This window comes from Sulfuricurvum sp. (assembly GCF_028713855.1).
In the GTDB taxonomy this organism is placed as follows: Bacteria; Campylobacterota; Campylobacteria; order Campylobacterales; family Sulfurimonadaceae; genus Sulfuricurvum.
Genome location: NZ_JAQTNN010000009.1, coordinates 37,238 through 56,214, shown reverse-complemented (window position 1 = coordinate 56,214; position 18,977 = coordinate 37,238). Strand labels below are relative to the sequence as shown.

Sequence of the window (18,977 nt, the reverse complement as noted above, 5' to 3'; positions counted from 1 at the left end):
ATACGCAAGGATCATCAATGAATCTAAAAAAACTAAAAGAAGCTGAGGAAAATTTCTTCGCATTTTATCCCAAAGGATTCGAAGACGAAGCACTCCAACTGATCATCAAACGGCACAATACGGCAAAAATAGGTCAAAGTGTACGGGAAATGTTTGCACCTGATCGTTTCGCCCGCACCGAAGAAATCTGTGAGAATTTTGCAAAAGTCGTCTCCAAATCCTCACTGGTATCGCTCTTCGAAAAACCCAAAGTCAGAGATATGGTTAAGCAGATGAGTATGGAGCAGCAGGATATGCTTGCCATCGGACTGTTTGAGCTTTTACACGCTAATCCAGAGAAAGGTTTTGAAATCTTGGTTGATGTCTTGTCGACCTATAAGCTTGCGAAATGGTCGATCGTGACGCTGATTTCCTATTATTATGCAAGGGACAAAGAATTTTTTATCAAACCGACTACGACGAAAGATATTATCAAATTTTTTGATCTTCAGGGATTGGTATACAAACCCCGTCCGACGTACGAGTTTTACTCGAAGTATACAAAGATACTCGAAGAGATGAAGTCGCACGTGAGTCCATTAATCGGCGAAGATAATGCCGGATTTACCGGATTTTTGATGATGGCGATGAAATAAAAAGATTTATACTTAAATTGTAACTTGAAGTTACAAAAAAAACATACAATAGACATATTTATACATAGAATTTATTTTTTTTGATAAAATATTTTTACATCAATATTTTTATTTTATATTATTACGTGTTATCTCTAAAGTAATACGAAAGTATTCAAGGATTAGGAGAATGGCTAAAGATAAACATATTCTTCAAAATGATCTTCACGAAATCCACTCTGTCAGTAATACGACCAATATTAATTTGCTCCAAACTATTTTAGAAAGTTCACCAAACATTATGATCTTTGCTTTAGACAGAGAATATAAGTATATAGCATTCAACCATGGGCACAAAGAGGTCATGCAGACCATTTGGGGCAAAGAGATTGAACTGGGTTTAAATATGCTGGAGATTATAGTTCGTGAAGATGATATCCGAAAGGCTAAAGCTCTTTTTGACAGAGCACTTAGAGGTGAATCATTTGTCGATGAGACGGAATACGGTGATGAAGTATTGTCTCGAAAATTTTGGCAAACTTTTTATTCACCGATCTACGATGATGCCCATAAAAAAGTGATCGCTCTAACCTGCTTTAATCTTGATATATCGGAACGGCGGAATATTGAAAATCAGCTTCAGCTAGCGGATTTAGCGTTAAATATGATCACCGATGCTGTTTATTTGTTCAATGAAAAAAGTGAAATCATCTATGTTAATCAAGCCGCTTGCGATTCACTGGGATATACTAAAGAGGAAATGATCGGTAAAACACCTTTTGATATTGATCCGGTTATTACTATAAATGAGTTAAAAAACATTAGAAAGACGATTCGTCTTAAAAAAGTAATCCATTTTGAAACTAAACATAAGCGACACGACGGCTTTGTATTTGATGTAGAAGTCACCACCTATCCATACAATGATGGTCAATACGGCTTACATATTGTCAAAAATATCACCGATCGGAAAAAAACCGAAGAGAAATTAAAACTTCTTGCAAGCGTCTTTACGAGTGCAAAAGAGGGGATTGTTATTACCGATACAAAAGGAACCATTGTCGAAGCTAATGAGGCGTATAGTCTTATCACAGGATATTCAAACGATGAGGTTGTAGGGCAAAATGCGGGATTTCTAAAATCCGATAAACACGATAATGCATTTTACAAAAATATGTGGAATGAACTCATCCGCAATAAGTATTGGATTGGTGAAATTTGGAATCGGAGAAAAAGCGGAGAAATTTTTGTAGAGAGACTGACCATTTCTGCCATTAGCGATTCAGAAGGGAAAACGTCAAGTTATGTTGGATTGTTGACGGATATAACGACAGGAAAAGATTATGAATCGACGTTGGAGAGGATGGCATTTTACGACTCTTTGACAGGATTGCCGAATCGCTTGTTATTTGCTGAGAGAATCAATCAAGCCATGATGATTTCAAAACGTCTTAACAGCATGATGGCAGTCTGTTTTCTGGATTTGGATGAATTTAAACCTGTTAACGACGATTTCGGGCACAGTGTCGGCGATACATTGTTGGTAGAAATGGCGAGTCGGATGCAAAAGTGTGTCAGAGAAAGTGACACGGTTGCCAGAATGGGGGGAGATGAGTTCGCTATATTGCTTTTAAATCTAAATACAGTAGAAGAATGCGAGACGACCATCACCAAAATTTTGGATAGCATTATTGAACCATTTATTGTCCCAAATAAAGAAGCTGTCAATGTATCCGCAAGTATCGGTGTAACGTTGTATCCGCATGATAATGCCGCTTCCGATACATTGCTTCGACATGCGGATCAGGCTATGTATGTGGCAAAAGAAAGCGGTAAAAATCAATATGTTTTTCACAATTAATCTATACGTAGGATTATGTGTCGCTTGACATATGTCAGCCTCACATGATGATTATCTGTTTACTTCTTTTCAAGCAATATTTTGAGGAGTATCAGTCCTTTTTTTCTCTGATTTCTTCTTGCAGAACTTCCATTAGCTCTTTGTGGGTATAGCGGCTGAAAAGATACGATTTGGCATTAAAAAGAGTTTCAAACATAATTTTCCAAAGGGTCGAAAAATTCTCATCGGTGCGTCTTTTGCACAGCTGTTTTTGTAATTGGCACTCTAAATCAGCCATTGCTTTTGCTTGGTTGACATATGTTTTGAGCAGCGTGTAATCAAGGCCTATTTCGATGTAGTCTTCAATGAGACGTATGATCGATGCCTCTTTATCGGTAAAGTCATCTGTATTGGTCGGAACCAGGATATTGTCTTCCAGAAGTTGTTCCAATAAGACAGCCTCAACATCGAAATAATCGATAAACTCTTGTTTAGTGTAATGTTTTGCCGTGGCCGGAATACCGCTTAGCGTCTCCATGAGAGGTGCAAGCATCGAAAAAGAACTCGCCATCGATTGATTTTTATGCTGCAAAATTCCTTTGATCTGTTCGATGGAACTTCCCATCTCTTGCTGCATGTATTTGATGTATTTAATGAGTTCAACGTGCTCTTCACTATAGCGGTGGACATTGGATTTGAGCTTTTGGGCTTCTGGAAGCAACCCTTCTTTGATGTAGTATAAAATAGTCGATTTCGGAACATGGGTGAGTTCTACGAGTTCTGATATTTTATAATCCATGATTTCCCTTGATTAATACGTATATAAGAATTATACCCTATAATTCAAAACGTCAAGTGTTACTCAACGCTTTTTGTTTATTTGCTTTAATATTTATCTGTAACTATCGAGGTTTTTCTAATGGTTCAACCGCTGCTCAAATATCCGGATTCAAGAATTCGTCTTATCTCGGCTAACGTCCGCTTTTTTAATGATGAATTGCTTCAATGGATCACCGATATGGTCGATACGATGAAGGAAAACGATTTGGATGCGCTGAGTGCGATTATGATCGGTATCCAGTACAACGTTATTGTTATTAAAAATGCTGATACATATCTTCCGTATGTTAACGCACGTGTGATCAAATGTATCGGAAACGTGATACAAACGGAGCGAAGTACCTATTATGAGGGTTTTAGTGTAGACGTTGAGCGCTTTGAAAATGTAACCGTCATTTATGAAGATGAAAAAGGGGAACCGCATCATCAGGATCTTTCCGGTGATTCGGCACGTATTTTCCAACATCAGCTTGATTATTGTTTTGGAAGTACCTTTGTTGATCGGGTTGATCGGGAGATGAAACAACGAATTAATAATCATCTTGAATTCGGACTTGTAGCAAACGGCAGTTCCTGTCCGATGGTATTCGTCCGCGATTATTTCAAACGGGGAGCAAAATATGTGATGGCCCTTATTGCTCTGAGCTTCATCATCCCATTTTTCACTTCTGCCGGAGTGCGTGAGCTGATTTATCGGATCGATACCTATCTTCTCCTCGCCGTACCGGTATTGATGATCGCATACTTTTTCTATGCTTTGTATGAGTCCCGACTTTATAAACAATGTACGAGCTGCCAGATAGGCAATATTATCGGCACGACCGCGATTATGGCAACACAGCTTCTGCTCGTCGGTCTCGGTGTATTTTTCTGGGTTGCGCCGTAACTCTGAAGTATTTAAATCGCATAAAAAGGAAAACAATGGCACATATAGCATTACCCGAATTTGAAGAGATGAGCCCTGCTGTCCAGGAGAAAGCCCGCCCGATTTTAGAAAAAACGGGAAAACTGGGGGAGATATTCAAACTGTTGGCATTGGATGAAAAGATCTATTTTGCAACGGATGGGATGATTCAACGCTTTTTACTTGATGAGACGACACTCTCTTATGATATTAAAGAGTCTATTGCCCTTTTGATCTCAAAAGAGAACGGCTGTAAGATGTGTGTCGATGTCCATAAATCGATTGCAAAGATGTTGGGACTCTCGGAACAGCGGATCGAAGAGGTGTTAGAGGGTGTAGATGCTATCTCGACTAGTGATGCCGAAAAAGCACTGCTTAATTTCTGTATCAAAGCGTCTAAAAAAGAGAACTATAAAATTCTCAAAGAAGAGATCGATGCTCTAAAAGTGTTAGGATACACGGATGTTCAGATCGTAGAAGCGGTCGCGATCACCGGCTATTTTAACTATATTAATACCCTGTCCAACGTCTTCGCTCTGGGGCAATAGTCCTAGTGCGAGCTTTTTTCGCTCTCCAGCCGTAATAAAAACTCTTTTTTCTCTATCCCTCCGCTGTATCCTCCCAGTCCGCCGCCTGTAGCAATGACACGATGGCAGGGGATGAGGATTGCTATGGGGTTACGACCGTTGGCATTAGCGACGGCACGGGTTGCTTTGGGATTTCCGAACCGTTTTGCCTCCTCAGCGTAGGTGATCGTTTGGCCGTAAGCGATTGTGATCAGTGTATTCCAAACGCTCTTTTGAAACGGTGTTCCTGTCGGATTTAAGGGGAGGCTAAAAGAGGCTCTTTTGCCAACGAAATATTCTCCCAGTTCCTTTTCCAGTTGTAGCAACAGCGGATGATCGCTATGATCGTTCATAGATACCTCATCGGTAAAATCAAGCGAGATAATTGCTTCGCCGTCGGTTACTGCGATCATAGTGCCAAGCGGGGTATTGATGTAGCGTATCACGAGTTAGATGTGTGGAGTGGCGAATCGCTGTGATAGGGGACTTTTCCGGAAGGGACGGCATGCGCGGCAGTATCGAGATGGACATCCTGATCGTCGAAAAAGATGTGGGGTTTGAAGGCCTTTAGAACGCGGCTCTTTTCAACCCCTCCCAGAAAAAATGCTTCATCCACATAAACTCCCCACTCTCGAAGTGTTTTAATGACTCTCATTTCAGCCGGTGAACTGCGTGCGGTGACGATGGCGATGCGAATAGGGGAGTATTCGACGCGAATCGGCAGACGGTCTTGGAGTCGGGAGAGTTTTTTTAGCAGAGTCGCGTAAGGCCCTTCACCCAAAGGGGTGTCCTGAGCGGCATCTTCGGCGGCATGGAACGCTTTTAGCCCGTGTTGTTTGTAGAGGAGCTCACTGCTGTCATCAAAAAGTACTGCATCACCGTCGAAGGCGATCCGAACCTGTCCTTCAGGAGTTGAACCTATCTCCTTCGGAGGTGCTTTGACGACGGCGGCGGCACAGATACGGCTGTCTATTACCTGCTGTGCATCGGGAATATCGGTTGTGAGGAAGAGATCGACGTCAAAAGCATCCAGATAATCGACGACCGTCTCTCCGGCGGTAAAGGCTGAACGTGAAATCGGCAGTCCCATTTTACGGATTGTATTAAGGACACGCAGACCCGTTTCTGGACTATTTCGCGACATGATGACCACTTCGACGAGAGGAGTCTCTCCCTCTTTTTGATATCGGTTTAGTTCGAGAAGTGCTTTGACGAGTGGAAAACCGGTTCCTTGGTCGAGGATATCGTTTTCCCGTTCGGACATATATTGACGGTACACTTCGATCGCACTATCGGGATCGTTTTGATACTGTTCTTTAAAGACGCGGTCGGATTCGGATAGGTCAAACAGCGCCGTAGCGGTGATACCGACGACGAGCGTATCGGAGAGATCGAGTGCCATCGTATTCCTTTGGAAAAATTGGCTCATTATAGAACAAAATATGGCATGAAGCAATTAAATTTCTCTGTTGAATGACTTATGCTATTATATTTATGATATAAAAAGCGGAGGGTATTATGCCGGTTTCACGCTGCGGATGGGTCAAACTGAGTGATCCTGTCTATGTCGCTTATCATGATGAAGAGTGGGGGAAGCCTTTACACGATGATCGAACCCTTTTTGAACTCTTTAGTTTAGAGACCCAATCGGCAGGTTTGAGCTGGCTGACGATCCTCAAAAAACGTGAAGGGTATCGCGAAGCATTTGAGGAATTTGATCTGAATAAGGTGGCACACTATGGGGAGGCAGACATAGATTGCATACTCAACAGCGGACTTGTGGTAAAAAGCCGTCCCAAAATTGAAGCGATTATCACGAATGCACGAGGGTTTTTAGAGATTCAAAAAGAGTACGGTTCCTTGGATACGTATTTTTGGGGAAAAGTGGGCGGAAGAGCAATTATTAATGATGTTTCTGATTACAAAGAAGCGGCGTGTACCTCAGATATTTCCGATACTATTACAAAAGAGCTCAAAACACGGGGATTTAAATTTATCGGAACGACTACCATGTACGCGTTTATGCAAGCATGTGGGATGATCGACGATCATGAAAATAGCTGTATGTGCAAACAAATAAGGAAATGATTTTAAATGAATTCGATAGTATTATTCGACAATGTCCAACTCACGTACACCCAATCTCCGGTCCTAAAAAATATTTCGCTTCAAATCGATCAAGGGGAGCACTGTGTTATCCTTGGGGCAAACGGTTCTGGGAAATCGAGCCTTATCAAACTGATTAATTGCGAACTGTATCCGTCTTATATCGATGAGCCGTTTAGAAGAGAGATATTGGGTAATGAACGATGGGTTATCACTGAATTACGTAAGCATTTAGGGGTTGTTACGAACGATCTGCATACCCGTTTCGCATTTGAGAGCGGCTATCTCAGCGGGTTTGAGACGGTACTGAGCGGTTTTAACGGAACGATAGGGTTGTTTGATCATTTAGAGGTGACTAGTGAGCAGATCGAAGCGGCTGAACGCGCCATGATGCGGTTGGGAATCGAACACCTGAGAGAAAAACATTTGAGTGAGATGTCGACGGGAGAGCTTCGAAAATGTATCGTAGCTCGTGCGCTTGTTCATCCGGTAAAAGCGATTTTGCTTGACGAACCGACGGTAGGACTGGATATTAAATCGCAGCTTGATTTTATAGAGATGATGCGCTCTTTGGCTAATAGCGGTACGACGGTTATTTTGGTGACACATCATATCGAAGAGGTATTTGAAGAGATCACTAAAGCGGTATTGTTAAAAGAGGGAGTAATCTATGCAGCAGGAAAGAAAGAAGAGGTGTTAAACAGTGACAACCTATCAACTATATTCAACACGTCGCTAGAAGTAGATAAAAGATATGGACGTTATTCGATACATCCTAAAACGTAAAGGTTATACTCATGAACCCTGCGAAAGTCATTCGTGAAAAAGTCGAAAAACTGACTGATCTTCCCAATGTCGGTAAAACGGTTGCCGCTGATTTTACCCGAATCGGTATTACTCACCCAAATCAGCTTCGCGGAGAGGACCCGTATGATTTGTATGTTCGATTTTGCAAAGCGTTTGGGGAGAAACAAGACCCGTGCATGCTCGATGTGCTGATGTCGATCACCGATTTTATGAACGGAGGAGAGGCTCGTGTATGGTGGGCTTATACCACCGAGCGTAAAAAGCGCTACGGAGAGAAGATTATTGTCTGTTAAATAATACGTTACACGTCTTGTGTGAATTTAAGCATTTTGAAGGATAGTGGCGATTGTCTGGGAAGAATATTCTTCTCCCATACCCCACAATAGTGCTAACCCATGAGCATTTTCTGCAATTTCACCAATACGCTCTTGCGGAATATTTGCAGCTGAGAGGGTAACCGGTGCACCGATAGAGTTAAACCAATTTTCCAATGCACTGATTCCTTCATCTGCTGTTTCGAGTCCGAAAACCTCTTTGGCAAAGCGTTCAAACTGAGCCGGATTTTGCCCTTTGTACCATTTCATCCATGCCGGTATTACAATGGCTAAACCTGCACCGTGAGCGATATTAAAGAGGGCAGAGAGGGCGTGTTCGATCATGTGATTTGGAAAACTTCCACCGCCAGTTCCTGAGTTTGTCAAACCGTTGAGTGCTTGTGTAGAAGCCCACGCAAACTCGGAACGCGCATTGTAATTTTGCGGATCTTTGAGAAGGATTTCAGTTGTTTCAATAACTGTTTTGACAATTGATTCGACGAGTCTGGACTGAAAGTGGGGATGATCGTCGGCGGTAAAATAGACTTCAATGGTATGTGCAATAATATCGGTTGCCGAATAAGCCAGATATTCCGGTGTAACGCTCATCATCAGTTCGGGATTGATAATCGAAATTTTAGGGTTAACGAATACGGACGCAATGGAGTATTTTTGTTTGGTCGTATCGTTCATTACGACTGAGTTGCCGTTCATTTCACTGGCAGTTGCTGCAAGGGTCATGACTGCATAGACAGGAAGAGCAGCCGTGATAGATGCTTTTTGGATGAAAAAATCCCATACGTCTCCATCGTATACTGCTCCTGCAGCGATCGCTTTAGCCGAATCGACGACTGAGCCTCCGCCGACTCCGAGAACGGCTTGTAGATTATGTGATTTTACTATTTCGATTCCATCATGAACGCGGGAGAGCAGGGGATTGCTTACGACTCCATCAAGTTCTTCAAATGTGATTCCTGCTGTTGTGAGACTCTGAACAATTCTGTCGTATAAGCCGTTTTTTTTGATCGAACCCGTTCCGTAGACGAGGAGGAGACGTTTGATCCCCTGCTCGGCGATCATTTCTCCGATGTTGTTTTCTTTTCCGCGTCCGAATTCGATTCGGGTAGGGTTGTAGTAGGTAAATGCGTTCATTAGTTTCCTTGTTAAATATACGTTACGAGTTCACTTAATTCAGATCTGTGTATAGGGGGCTGTTCATTGACACGGTATCCAAATGGAATGAGTAAGGGAACTCCATAAACCTCCGTATCAATCCCCATGATTTTCTCTACCGCATCACGATCAAATCCCTCCATCGGACACGAATCGATCCCGATCGATGCAGCGGCTGTCATCATGTTTGCCGCCGCGATATACACTTGGCGCGACGACCAGCACTCCAACACTTCATCACTGCGAGGATCGACGAATCCTGCGTACATTCCGAGCAGTCCATCAGGATAGTGGAATTTTGCAAATTCGTCTTGGATATAGGCATCGGTACTACGGACATTCTTTTTATAGGCAATCGCGATCAGTTCAGAGGCTGTCGTGATTTGAGGCTGATTCCATGATGCAGCTTGAATTTCTTCACGCATCGCGCTGTCGCGGATAACGAAAAACTGCCATTGCTCCATCCCGAACGAGCTGGGGCTGAGGCGTCCCGCTTCGAGGATAAAGGTTAGATCCTCACTACTCATTGTTTTAGTGTTATCAAACAGTTTGCACGCATGACGGAAGTGCATCGCATTTTCAAAATCGTTTCTCATGGAAAATCCTTATTGTATTGTTTGGTTTAAATGGTGATTTAATCCGTGTAGGACACTGTTTATATCAAATTCTGATTTATAGACATCATGCACGGAGAAACTTGCATACGGTTTAACGCCGCAAAATTGGAAAGTTTTATGAAGCCCTACATTAGCTTCATCCAAACTCAATCCATTAAAAAAACCTTGCGGATTATCAAATTCACTTTTCGGGCAGTTATAGGTAAAACTGAGCATGTATCGTTTTTCACTCATTAAACCGCCGCTTCCATAGGTTTTGGATGGATCACTTTGGCTTCGACCGTCATTGATATAGGTGACCGTATTTACCCCAGCTGAGAAAATCTCATCAATGTACTTTTTACCCAGCCACGGTAATCCCATCCAATAGACAGGGGATTGTACAAAAAAGAGATCAGCCCATTTGAATTTTTCCACCTCTTCAGTTACATTATATCCACTATCAATATTAGTTTCCTTGACTTCATAACCGTTTTCTAGAAAGAAAGTTTTTGCCTCATTTAGAAGATCTTTTGTTAAATTGCCATTGGCAATTCCTTCATATTTTTGATGCAGATTTAATAACAATACGCGTTTCATAGCTAACCCTTCAAAGTTATATCAGGTGAGATTTTATATAATACAGTATTTTAAGTCAAGAACGTACTAAAAAGTACTGTACATACTAAAAGGTAACTAGTGAAGAAAGACGAAATACGTTTTAATTGCCCATTTGAACTTACTATCGAGCTTATCGGCGGGAAATGGAAGGGGCTGATCCTATGGCACTTACTTGAACAAAAGGTACTTCGTAACGGCGAAATGCTCCGTCTAATGCCACGTATAACCCAAAAGATGCTCACTCAGCAGCTTCGTGAGATGGAAGACAATGGACTAGTTAGTCGTGTGATCTATGAACAGATACCGCCGAAAGTTGAGTACAGTCTTACCCCGCACGGTGAAGCACTACGTCCGATTCTCGACATGATGATCGAGTGGGGTGTTATTTATGCGCATGATAACAATATTACAATCGCGTGCAGCAGTAAATAAAGGGAAAAATATGGTTTCAGTTAAATATCTTCATCAAGTACAAGCGGCATTGCTCTCTGGTTTTATGAGTTTTATCATGTCGGGGGCGATCACATTCATCAATCTAGGATTTGTTCACGGGTTTGTCGGAATATGGATTCATGCTTGGCTAGTTGCCTATGCTATCGCGTTTCCGACGATTCTACTCGTATTTCCATTTGCCCGTAAATTGGCGATGAAGATTGCGGCGAAGCCTTAAAAGAGTATTATTTCATTTCATAGTAAAATTACTAAATATTATTCATTATTGTTTAAATCCTATTGTGAAATAATGACCTTCATATCTTATGAGGAGTTGGTTATGAATTTACTTGCACCTATAAAAATCGGTAATTACCATTTGCGAAATCGAATATTTATGGCACCGATGACACGGTGCCGAAGTGTTTATAACAATGTTCCAAACGATATGATGGCTCGCTATTATGCCCAAAGAGCATCAGCCGGACTCATCATCACCGAAGCGACTCAGATTTCGACAAAGGGTATCGGATATCCTTATACGCCCGGTATTCATACCTCTGAGCAAATAGAAGGATGGAAACAAGTAACCAAGGCGGTACATGAGAAAGGGGGGATAATATTCTTGCAGCTTTGGCATGTCGGGCGAATCTCTCATCCTGCATTTCATAACGGTGAACTCCCCGTTGCTCCATCTGCCATTAAACCTGCCGGCAGTATCTATACCTATGATGGGATGAAAGAGTTTGTTACACCGCATGCTCTTAGCATTGATGAGATTAAAAGTGTTGTACAAGACTATGTAACAGGTGCGAAAAATGCGATAGAAGCAGGATTCGACGGTGTGGAAATCCATGGGGCTAACGGTTATCTGATCGATCAGTTTTTGCGTGACGGAACCAATGATAGAGAAGATGCCTATGGGGGTTGTGTCGAAAACAGAGCTCGGTTCCTTTTTGAAATTGTAGAAGGGATTTGTGCCGCTATCGGTTCAGACAAAACAGGTGTGCGACTCTCTCCCAGCGGCACATTTAACGATATGAAAGATTCCGATCCTCAGAGTCATTTTTCTTACATCTGTGAAAAACTCAATTCGTTTAATTTAGCGTATCTGCATATTATTGATGCACTCGAAGGTGACATCCGACACGGTGCAAATGTTGTTGAACTGAGTGTTCTTAGAGAGGCATATAACGGTATTTTGATTGCGAATGGCGGTTACACTCTGGAGAGGGGTAATATGTCAATTCAAAACGGCCTAGCCGATGCAGTTGCTTTTGCCGTACTCTTTTTAGCTAATCCGGATCTTCCGGAACGGTTTAAAAGCAATTCTGAATTAAATACCCCTGACCCGGCCAGTTTTTATACGCAGGATGAAAAAGGGTATTTGGATTATCCTGCTTTGCAATGCGATTGAAGATCAATCTTAGAGACTTTTTCTAAAAATTAGATTTTTCAGACTTCGTTCTTCCTCTATTTCGGGAAAGCTCTCCCTATTTTGTAATCGTTCGATGTATTGAAAATCAGGGGCATTTTCACGGAAAAGAGCCTTGATAAACTCACTCTCTAACTCGGGAGCGTTGAGCGCTGACAAAACGATACACTCCTGCGCGGCGAACTCATGGAGTCTGCGGATAATCTTCTCATAATCACTTGTGGCGGCGAATGAGCCTTTTTGGAAGCTAGGGGGATCGATGATGATCAGATCATACGGTCCCGCTTTTCGGATTCGGCTCCATGATTTGAGGATATTGTAGGGCATGAATGCTGCTTTTTTCGTATCGAGTCCATTAAGGCGGTGGTTTTCCCGACCAATAGTGAGAACATTTTTGTTCATATCGACGTTAACAACCGAGTGCGCTCCCGCTTCGATTGCGACAACCGAGAACGAGCAGGTGTAGGAGAAGAGGTTTAAAACTTTTTTCTCTTTTGCATGTATTCGAATGAAGTCCCGTCCGATTTTCATATCAGGGAAAAATCCGATGTTTTGGGCACTTTGAAAATTGACGTGATATTTGAGTCCGTTTTCGATGGCATAAGTCTCTAAGGGTAATTCACCCTCTATAACGGTTGTTGGAGATGAGGGAAGATAACGCTGTTGTACAGCGAGAGCTTTCCATTTGCCCTCAGAGGCATAGAAATCACGTAGCATTGACATCATTGCTTCTTCCTCATCGTTTGTGTCAAACAAGACGGCAAAGAGAACTTTATCTACGCTGTCCACGGTGAGAAAACGGTATCCACTATAGGTATTTCCCCGTCCGTGAAACAGACGGGTGTATTCTTCGGTTACAGTACTAGCATTGGTACGTAAGAGGCGGTGTAAATCGTCTAAGGTCATGTAAATTTGTTACGCGCCGATCAAAGATTCATAAGGGAGATTCAACCGAGCGTGTAAATTACGAATCATCGAGATAGAGAGTTGACGTTTATGGTTTAGTACTTCAGAAACTTTGGAACGTGAACCGATAATCGGGGTCAAATCTTTAGCCTCTAATCCCATCTGCTCCATTCGAAAGCGAATTGCCTCTATAGGGTCACATTGGGGAATTGGGAAATGTTTGGCTTCGTAATTCTCGACAAGTGTTGTCAAAATATCGAGTTCATCCCCTTCGGGTGTGTTGAACTCAGCATCCATCAGCATTTCGATACGCGACAGTGCTTTTTCATAATCGGCTTCAGTTCGGATTGGAAAAATATTCATCTTAAATCTCCTCTGCTTTAATTTTGTCATATTCGGCATGCGTACCGATAAAACGGATATAGACGGTTCCATAGGGATAGTTAATCTTTACGATCAAACGATATTTATTTCCGCCGATGTTAAAAACGACACGGTTATCCCCTAAAAAACTCGCCGTTTTATACTGGGCTTTTATATCCTGCGGTATTGACCACTGTGCTTTTACCGCTTCGGCGTACCATGCGCTGAGTGGACTCAGTGCGTCAGGGTGTTTTTCCCAGAAATCGAGTAATGTCCGTTTTGTGATGACTCTCATGGGAAGAAGTATAACGTATATTTCCCAAAATGGGAATAATTTTGAAAATAATGTATAGAAGCTGGATTCCCGCCTTCGCGGGAATGACGAGAGAACTATTTTTTAATCGTATAAAGCTTACGAATTTTCGCATCCAACGGTGCAAGGGCTTTGTAGAGTGCCGGTACAACGAGGAGACTGGTCAGTGTTGATAGCAATAGTCCACAGATGACGGCAACCCCCATCGGCCCTTTGACTCCTGAGCCTTCACCGACGGAGAGGGCTAGGGGGAGCATCCCGAAACACATGGCCGTCGTCGTCATCAAAATAGGGCGTAGACGTGAGAGTCCTGCTTCCACGATCGCTTCATCGAGAGGTTTCCCTGACTCCAAGAGGCGGTTTGCGGCATCGACGACGAGGGTGGAGTTTTTCCCTACCAGTCCGAGCAGGAGCATCAATCCCATCATACTAAAGAGCGACATATTCATCCCTGCCGCCCACAGACCGATAAATGCCCCTGTAAAGCTCAGTGGCAATGCACTCATGATGATGAGCGGCTGAAGAGGTGATTCGTACAATGCGGCGAGGATGAGATAGATCATCACGAGGGCTGCACCGATAGCCACGCCGAACGCTTCGTTACTCTCTTGCATATGTTTGGCATCGCCGTCGAGTTCATAGGCTACTCCTTTGCCTAACCACTCGTTTTGACGCTCATTGACGATTTTGACGAGTTTATCGAGCGGGAGGGCTTTGGTAATATCGGAACCGACGATCACTTTTTTGAGACGGTCGAACCGTTTGATCGTGGTTGGTGCGTAACTCTGGGTGATTGATACCACTGCCGAGAGCGGCACGGTAATCCCTGAAGAGGTACGGACATTCAAAGTGTTAAGTGCTTCGATATTTTCGCGTTTGGTATCATCTAGACGCATTACCACATCGTACTCTTTACCCCGTTCACGGATAAAGGTGATGGTTCCATCCCCAGAATAGGCGCTGGCAACGATACGGGCGATATCATCGACGTTGACTCCCAGACGTGTGGCGTTTTGGGTGAGGACGGTGATGCTTAGCTGTGGTGCTTTAGGCTGAATGTTGCTTTGAACATCCGTTGTCCCCTCAATACTTTTGAGCAGTTTCATCAGTTTTTGAGCTGATGCTTCCGCATCGTCCATATTTTGGGCTTTGAGGATCACTTGATACGGAGTGTTGATCTCATAGCCTCCGATGTCGTTTACTTCAGTAACACTGGTCATCGTGAATCCTTTTAAACTATTCAACATCGAGCGGATCTCTTTCATCACGTCGCTTTGGCTCCGTTCACGCTGATGAAGTGGTTTGAGACGGACGTAAAGTGCCGATTCGTTCGCTTTTTGATCATTTCCCCGTCCGACGTAGAGGGTACAGTATTCCACTTCGGCAATTTTTGCGATACGGTGCTGAACGTCGAGAGAGAGCTGTTTCATACCGCCGATGCTGGTTCCGACAGGAGCTTTTAGGGTGATGTCGAACTGGCTTTTGTCCTCTTTAGGCATGAATACCATCCCTAGTGTTCCTGATAGGATGATGGAGACGATGAAAATACCTAATGCACTAAAGAGAGTGGTCTTTTTGTGTTTCAAAACGCTCAGGATGAGAGAACGGTAGATCTCTTCCATGCGGACAAAGAAAAACTCTGTTCTGTGATAAAAGCGGCTGTGTTCTCCTTTGGCGATTTGGGAAGCGATCATCGGGATGAGAGTCACGGCGATGACGAATGATACTCCAATAGCGGCGATGATTGTTACCCCGAAACTGGTAAAGAAACGTCCTACTATCCCACTCATTTTAGCGACGGGTACGAAAACAGCGAGGAGCATGGAGGAGATCGCGACGATGGAGAATATGATCTCATTTACCCCTTCGATGGCGGCATTAATACGATCGCGTCCCGCTTCGAGCCGTTTGAAGATGTTTTCGATCACGACGATAGCATCATCAATGATGATTCCGATGGCGAGGGTGAGGGCGGTGAGGGTGAGGAGGTTGAAGGTTTGACCGCTCCATCCCATGATTGCGAATACCCCGAAAATGGATACTGGAAGCGAAACAGCGGCAATTAGAGTGAGGGTGAAGTTGCGTAAGAACAAAAAGATGACGAGTGAGGCGAGAATGGAACCTAATATAAGGTCGAACTGAACACCATCGAGGGTATCACGGATATATCCTGTCGTATCTTGCAAGGGAGTAAGTGTCATCGTCGGCTCTAACGCTGAGAGGGCAGGGAGCCCAGAACGTACGGCATCGGCGATGGCGATATCATTGGCACCGGTCATCTTTTTGACCATCAGTAAAACGCCCGATTTTCCATCCAATGACGCAAAACTACGCTCTTCGGCTAGCGTATCACTGACCGTAGCCACATCGCCTAAATTCAATCCTTCGCGTATCCGAAGTCCAGATAAAGCTTCTACTGTTTTGCTGTCGTTATCGATTAGAATTTGGAACTCGTGCTTGGGATCAACCGTTTTTCCTCCATCCATACGGATGTTTTGTGTACGGATAAGGTTGGTTAGATCGCTCATTGTGAGAGAATATTTGGCAAGAAGTGCCGGATCAGGTGTGATTCGGATCTGCTTTTTGCGTAAACCGGCGACCGTTACACCTCCTACGCCTTCGATGCGCTGTAAGCGGGGTTTGAGAATCTCATCAGCGTGTTTCATCACCTTCTGGGTGTCGCTACCTGCTAAAAATAGGGTAATAACAGGAGAAGAGGTGATCGAATATTTATCGACGGAGGGTTTATCGACTTCATTGGGCAGTTGAATACTGGAGACTTTATCGCGGACGTCATTGACCGCTTCATCGAGGTCTTTGGAAAGTTTAAACTGGGCGACGACGACACTGATACCTTTAGAACTGTCGGAGCTGAGGGTATCGAGTCCTGATATACCGCTCACTGCTTCTTCGATCTTGTCACTTACCTTACTCTCTACGATATCGGCATTTGCCCCTTTGTAGGTAGTGGTGACGATGACAATCGGAAAATCGACGTTGGGGTAGAGCGCGGATGGCATATCACCACGTTCGACCAGCCCGAAAAAGATCAGGGTGAGGGCGAACATGATGGTTGTGATAGGGCGGGTAATGGCGATTTTATGCATAATGATCCCTATTTCGCCATGATTATGCCGTCGCCGAACGTACCGGGACGGAGACCCAACGCATCAGCTTCAGCAGTCATTTGACGGTTTTTAGTATTAATTGTGGGATAAATTTTTACGATTTTTGAACATTTACCCGTTGATTTACCATCGATAGAACTGCAAAAATGATCCCCTACCTTCACTTGTGAGCCGAATTTGGAATCGTACTGGATAAGGAGTTTGGTTTGATCGCTGATGAGTTTAAACAGCGGCGTTCCTCCCATGGAAGAGACCATATCCCCTATCTCTATATTTTTTTCAGAAATACTTCCTGCAAACGGAGCGGTAAGGCGCATTTTGGAGAGTTTTTGTTCGGCATAAGCGACCGATAATCGGGTTCGTTCTTTTTGTGAAAGTTTTGCGTCCAATTCGGATTTGAGTTTATCGAGGGTATTTTTATCGAATACTTGTGCACTTTTTTCATATCGTACGTATTGATCACTCAAAAATTTACACTCTTTGGTGAGTGATTCTAAATCAGCTTTAGCCATTTTCAGCGAGAGCTGTTCTTCGGTGCTGTCAAGTTCAAGAAGGAATGAGCCTTTTTTGACGTGATCACCTGTTTGAACGGAGAGATTTTTAACAATCCCCGACGCGTTCATCCCCAGTGACGCTTCACGATAGGCTTGGGCCTCAAATGTGGCGTAAACATCGCCCCATAGAGAGAGTGCGGTTAGTGTTGATATCAAAATAATTTTCATTTTTTCTCCTTGATTAGTGTTATAAGGTCAATTCCATAGGCATACGCGGCACTGGCTTTTGCTACTTGGAGGGTATTGAGTGCATTATGCACTTTTGCACGCGAATAGGTAAGGTTGGTGAGTTCACTGAGATAGGTCGTTGTATTGACCAATCCCGCTTCAAAACGTTTCTTGATAAAACCGAATGCTTCACTGCGCGCTTCTTCTTCGGCAATGGCCGCTTCATAGGCATGTTGAGAAGTTTGAATCGACATGAGGGCGATATCGGCATCATTGTTCAGACTTTGGGTTTTGTAATCGAGTAGATTTTTGGCTTTTAGGGTATCGATACGGGCTTGTTCACGCTCTTTTGCGATTCGTCCCATATCGAACAGGGTCATGGTAAGGGAGGCGGTTATTTCGTTTTGGTTGAGGGGTTGGAGATTGGTCCCCCCCATAGTATCGTAGCCGCTGTATTCCATGTATTTGTGTTTTGCTTCAAGAGTGATTGAGGGAAGATAGGTATAACGATCTTCGGTATTACGTAAAATATCGATATTTGCTTGATCACTTTGCAGATCATGGCGCTCTAACGTCGTCAATGTTGGCATGGCAAGCTCTTGGTACTGAAGCGGCTCATGGATCGGTGTTGCACTGAGGAGTTCGAGATGTTTACGATGTTTTTCAAGCAGCATTTTGAGATTTTGTTCGTCATAATCGGCTTCCAGTTTCGATGCGATCAGCGATTTGAGAATATCGGTCGTGGCAAGATCATTTTGTACGAGTATCTTGTACCGTTGCACTTCGGAGAGAAGTTCCTTTTTTTTATCTTGATTAACGCTCAAGCGGTCTTGGGTATCGAGATAGTCATAATAGGCCGCAATGGTTTCCATAAGGACATTTTGCTCTTCTTGTGCCATCGAATGGGTTGCTGAAGCCATTGATGCATGAAGTGCATCGAGAAGCGCCTCACGGCGAAATCCATCAAAGATGCTGATTTGAGCGCCTAGTTCTGCACCTTGGATTTTATTGGGTTCGAAGGCGGGTGCTTTATCTTTTTTCTTATAGAGTGCCGTTGCAGTAACCGTTGGGAAATAGGCTGTTTTAGCCTCATCAAGCTGTTCTTGAGATTTCTTGATCTCCAGACGTGCGGATTCAACGCGTAAATTTGTTTTGGCACTCGGGAGCAAAGATGTGAGGTCAGAGGCTATCAATGGCAAAAGGGTGAAGGAAAGGAGAACAAAATGTCTCATGATTATCCTTGGTAAAATATATGTTGACAATGTTAACATTAAATGTGGACAATGTCAACATAAAA

22 protein-coding genes are annotated in these 18,977 nt (G+C 43.3%); 10 read left to right on the top strand and 12 right to left on the bottom strand.

From position 1 onward, the window contains the following. Nucleotides 1-17 precede the first annotated feature (17 nt). Both PHI47_RS09370 and PHI47_RS09365 read left to right on the top strand, forming a co-directional pair. Complete coding sequence (locus tag PHI47_RS09370; RefSeq protein ID WP_299932889.1) at nucleotides 18-635, top strand: hypothetical protein; 618 nt, start codon at nucleotides 18-20, stop codon at nucleotides 633-635. 169 nt (nucleotides 636-804) lie between these two features. Further along, complete coding sequence (locus PHI47_RS09365) at nucleotides 805-2,475, top strand: sensor domain-containing diguanylate cyclase (protein WP_299932892.1); 1,671 nt, start codon at nucleotides 805-807, stop codon at nucleotides 2,473-2,475. Nucleotides 2,476-2,566: 91 nt separating this feature from the next. On the opposite strand, the gene PHI47_RS09360 is transcribed toward PHI47_RS09365, so the two are convergent. After that, nucleotides 2,567-3,253: a MerR family transcriptional regulator gene (locus PHI47_RS09360; RefSeq protein WP_299932895.1), complete on the bottom strand. Its 687-nt coding sequence runs from the start codon at nucleotides 3,251-3,253 to the stop codon at nucleotides 2,567-2,569. A gap of 120 nt (nucleotides 3,254-3,373) precedes the next feature. Between PHI47_RS09360 and PHI47_RS09355 the strand changes: the two genes are divergently transcribed. Both PHI47_RS09355 and PHI47_RS09350 read left to right on the top strand, forming a co-directional pair. Next, nucleotides 3,374-4,180 (top strand): peptide deformylase, encoded by an 807-nt coding sequence (locus tag PHI47_RS09355; RefSeq protein ID WP_299932898.1) that lies wholly within the window; start codon nucleotides 3,374-3,376, stop codon nucleotides 4,178-4,180. 35 nt (nucleotides 4,181-4,215) lie between these two features. Further along, nucleotides 4,216-4,746 (top strand): carboxymuconolactone decarboxylase family protein, encoded by a 531-nt coding sequence (locus PHI47_RS09350; RefSeq protein ID WP_299932901.1) that lies wholly within the window; start codon nucleotides 4,216-4,218, stop codon nucleotides 4,744-4,746. 2 nt (nucleotides 4,747-4,748) lie between these two features. Here the strand turns inward: PHI47_RS09350 and PHI47_RS09345 are convergent, their stop codons facing one another. Further along, complete coding sequence (locus tag PHI47_RS09345) at nucleotides 4,749-5,177, bottom strand: methylated-DNA--[protein]-cysteine S-methyltransferase (protein WP_299932904.1); 429 nt, start codon at nucleotides 5,175-5,177, stop codon at nucleotides 4,749-4,751. Between the two features lie 29 nt (nucleotides 5,178-5,206). Then, nucleotides 5,207-6,166 carry a 5'-nucleotidase gene (locus PHI47_RS09340; protein ID WP_299932907.1) on the bottom strand — a complete coding sequence of 320 codons (960 nt, stop codon included), beginning with the start codon at nucleotides 6,164-6,166 and terminating at the stop codon, nucleotides 5,207-5,209. 116 nt (nucleotides 6,167-6,282) lie between these two features. Here PHI47_RS09340 and PHI47_RS09335 point away from each other — a divergent pair, with 116 nt between their 5' ends. From PHI47_RS09335 to PHI47_RS09325, 3 genes are read left to right on the top strand one after another with little or no spacing between them, the layout of a single operon-like run. Further along, a complete protein-coding gene (locus tag PHI47_RS09335; RefSeq protein WP_299932910.1) occupies nucleotides 6,283-6,852 on the top strand; it encodes a DNA-3-methyladenine glycosylase I in 570 nt (189 codons plus the stop codon). Nucleotides 6,853-6,858: 6 nt separating this feature from the next. Continuing rightward, nucleotides 6,859-7,656 carry an ATP-binding cassette domain-containing protein gene (locus PHI47_RS09330; RefSeq protein ID WP_299932913.1) on the top strand — a complete coding sequence of 266 codons (798 nt, stop codon included), beginning with the start codon at nucleotides 6,859-6,861 and terminating at the stop codon, nucleotides 7,654-7,656. 11 nt (nucleotides 7,657-7,667) lie between these two features. Beyond that, complete coding sequence (locus PHI47_RS09325) at nucleotides 7,668-7,970, top strand: helix-hairpin-helix domain-containing protein (protein WP_299932916.1); 303 nt, start codon at nucleotides 7,668-7,670, stop codon at nucleotides 7,968-7,970. A 27-nt stretch (nucleotides 7,971-7,997) separates the two neighbouring features. Here PHI47_RS09325 and PHI47_RS09320 read toward each other — a convergent pair whose 3' ends face one another. The 3 genes from PHI47_RS09320 to PHI47_RS09310 are packed head-to-tail and all read right to left on the bottom strand — an operon-like array spanning nucleotide 7,998 to nucleotide 10,360. Further along, nucleotides 7,998-9,143, bottom strand: a complete 1,146-nt coding sequence (locus PHI47_RS09320) for an iron-containing alcohol dehydrogenase (RefSeq protein WP_299932919.1) — start codon at nucleotides 9,141-9,143, stop codon at nucleotides 7,998-8,000. 11 nt (nucleotides 9,144-9,154) lie between these two features. Beyond that, nucleotides 9,155-9,760, bottom strand: coding sequence for an NAD(P)H-dependent oxidoreductase (locus PHI47_RS09315; protein WP_299932922.1), 606 nt, complete (start codon nucleotides 9,758-9,760; stop codon nucleotides 9,155-9,157). 9 nt (nucleotides 9,761-9,769) lie between these two features. Continuing rightward, complete coding sequence (locus PHI47_RS09310; RefSeq protein ID WP_299932925.1) at nucleotides 9,770-10,360, bottom strand: NAD(P)H-dependent oxidoreductase; 591 nt, start codon at nucleotides 10,358-10,360, stop codon at nucleotides 9,770-9,772. Nucleotides 10,361-10,459: 99 nt separating this feature from the next. On the opposite strand from PHI47_RS09310, the gene PHI47_RS09305 reads away from it, so the two are divergent. From PHI47_RS09305 to PHI47_RS09295, 3 genes are all read left to right on the top strand, one after another. Continuing rightward, nucleotides 10,460-10,813: a helix-turn-helix domain-containing protein gene (locus PHI47_RS09305; RefSeq protein WP_299932928.1), complete on the top strand. Its 354-nt coding sequence runs from the start codon at nucleotides 10,460-10,462 to the stop codon at nucleotides 10,811-10,813. 10 nt (nucleotides 10,814-10,823) lie between these two features. Beyond that, nucleotides 10,824-11,051, top strand: coding sequence for a DUF2798 domain-containing protein (locus PHI47_RS09300; RefSeq protein WP_299932931.1), 228 nt, complete (start codon nucleotides 10,824-10,826; stop codon nucleotides 11,049-11,051). Nucleotides 11,052-11,153: 102 nt separating this feature from the next. Further along, nucleotides 11,154-12,230, top strand: coding sequence for an alkene reductase (locus tag PHI47_RS09295; protein WP_299932934.1), 1,077 nt, complete (start codon nucleotides 11,154-11,156; stop codon nucleotides 12,228-12,230). A 9-nt stretch (nucleotides 12,231-12,239) separates the two neighbouring features. Here PHI47_RS09295 and PHI47_RS09290 read toward each other — a convergent pair whose 3' ends face one another. From PHI47_RS09290 to PHI47_RS09265, 6 genes are all read right to left on the bottom strand, one after another. Next, nucleotides 12,240-13,154, bottom strand: a complete 915-nt coding sequence (locus PHI47_RS09290) for a class I SAM-dependent methyltransferase (RefSeq protein WP_299932937.1) — start codon at nucleotides 13,152-13,154, stop codon at nucleotides 12,240-12,242. Between the two features lie 9 nt (nucleotides 13,155-13,163). Continuing rightward, complete coding sequence (locus PHI47_RS09285) at nucleotides 13,164-13,517, bottom strand: DNA-binding protein (RefSeq protein WP_299932940.1); 354 nt, start codon at nucleotides 13,515-13,517, stop codon at nucleotides 13,164-13,166. A 1-nt stretch (nucleotide 13,518) separates the two neighbouring features. Further along, on the bottom strand, nucleotides 13,519-13,812 hold the full coding sequence (locus tag PHI47_RS09280; protein ID WP_299932943.1) for a type II toxin-antitoxin system HigB family toxin: 294 nt from the start codon (nucleotides 13,810-13,812) through the stop codon (nucleotides 13,519-13,521). A gap of 95 nt (nucleotides 13,813-13,907) precedes the next feature. Beyond that, the gene (locus PHI47_RS09275) at nucleotides 13,908-16,937 is read right to left on the bottom strand and encodes an efflux RND transporter permease subunit (protein ID WP_299932945.1); all 3,030 of its coding nucleotides are present in this window, start codon (nucleotides 16,935-16,937) and stop codon (nucleotides 13,908-13,910) included. Nucleotides 16,938-16,945: 8 nt separating this feature from the next. Then, nucleotides 16,946-17,680 carry an efflux RND transporter periplasmic adaptor subunit gene (locus tag PHI47_RS09270; protein WP_299932948.1) on the bottom strand — a complete coding sequence of 245 codons (735 nt, stop codon included), beginning with the start codon at nucleotides 17,678-17,680 and terminating at the stop codon, nucleotides 16,946-16,948. Beyond that, nucleotides 17,677-18,912, bottom strand: a complete 1,236-nt coding sequence (locus PHI47_RS09265) for a TolC family protein (protein ID WP_299932951.1) — start codon at nucleotides 18,910-18,912, stop codon at nucleotides 17,677-17,679. Before PHI47_RS09265 ends, PHI47_RS09270 begins: the two co-directional genes overlap by 4 nt. Nucleotides 18,913-18,977: the final 65 nt, after the last annotated feature.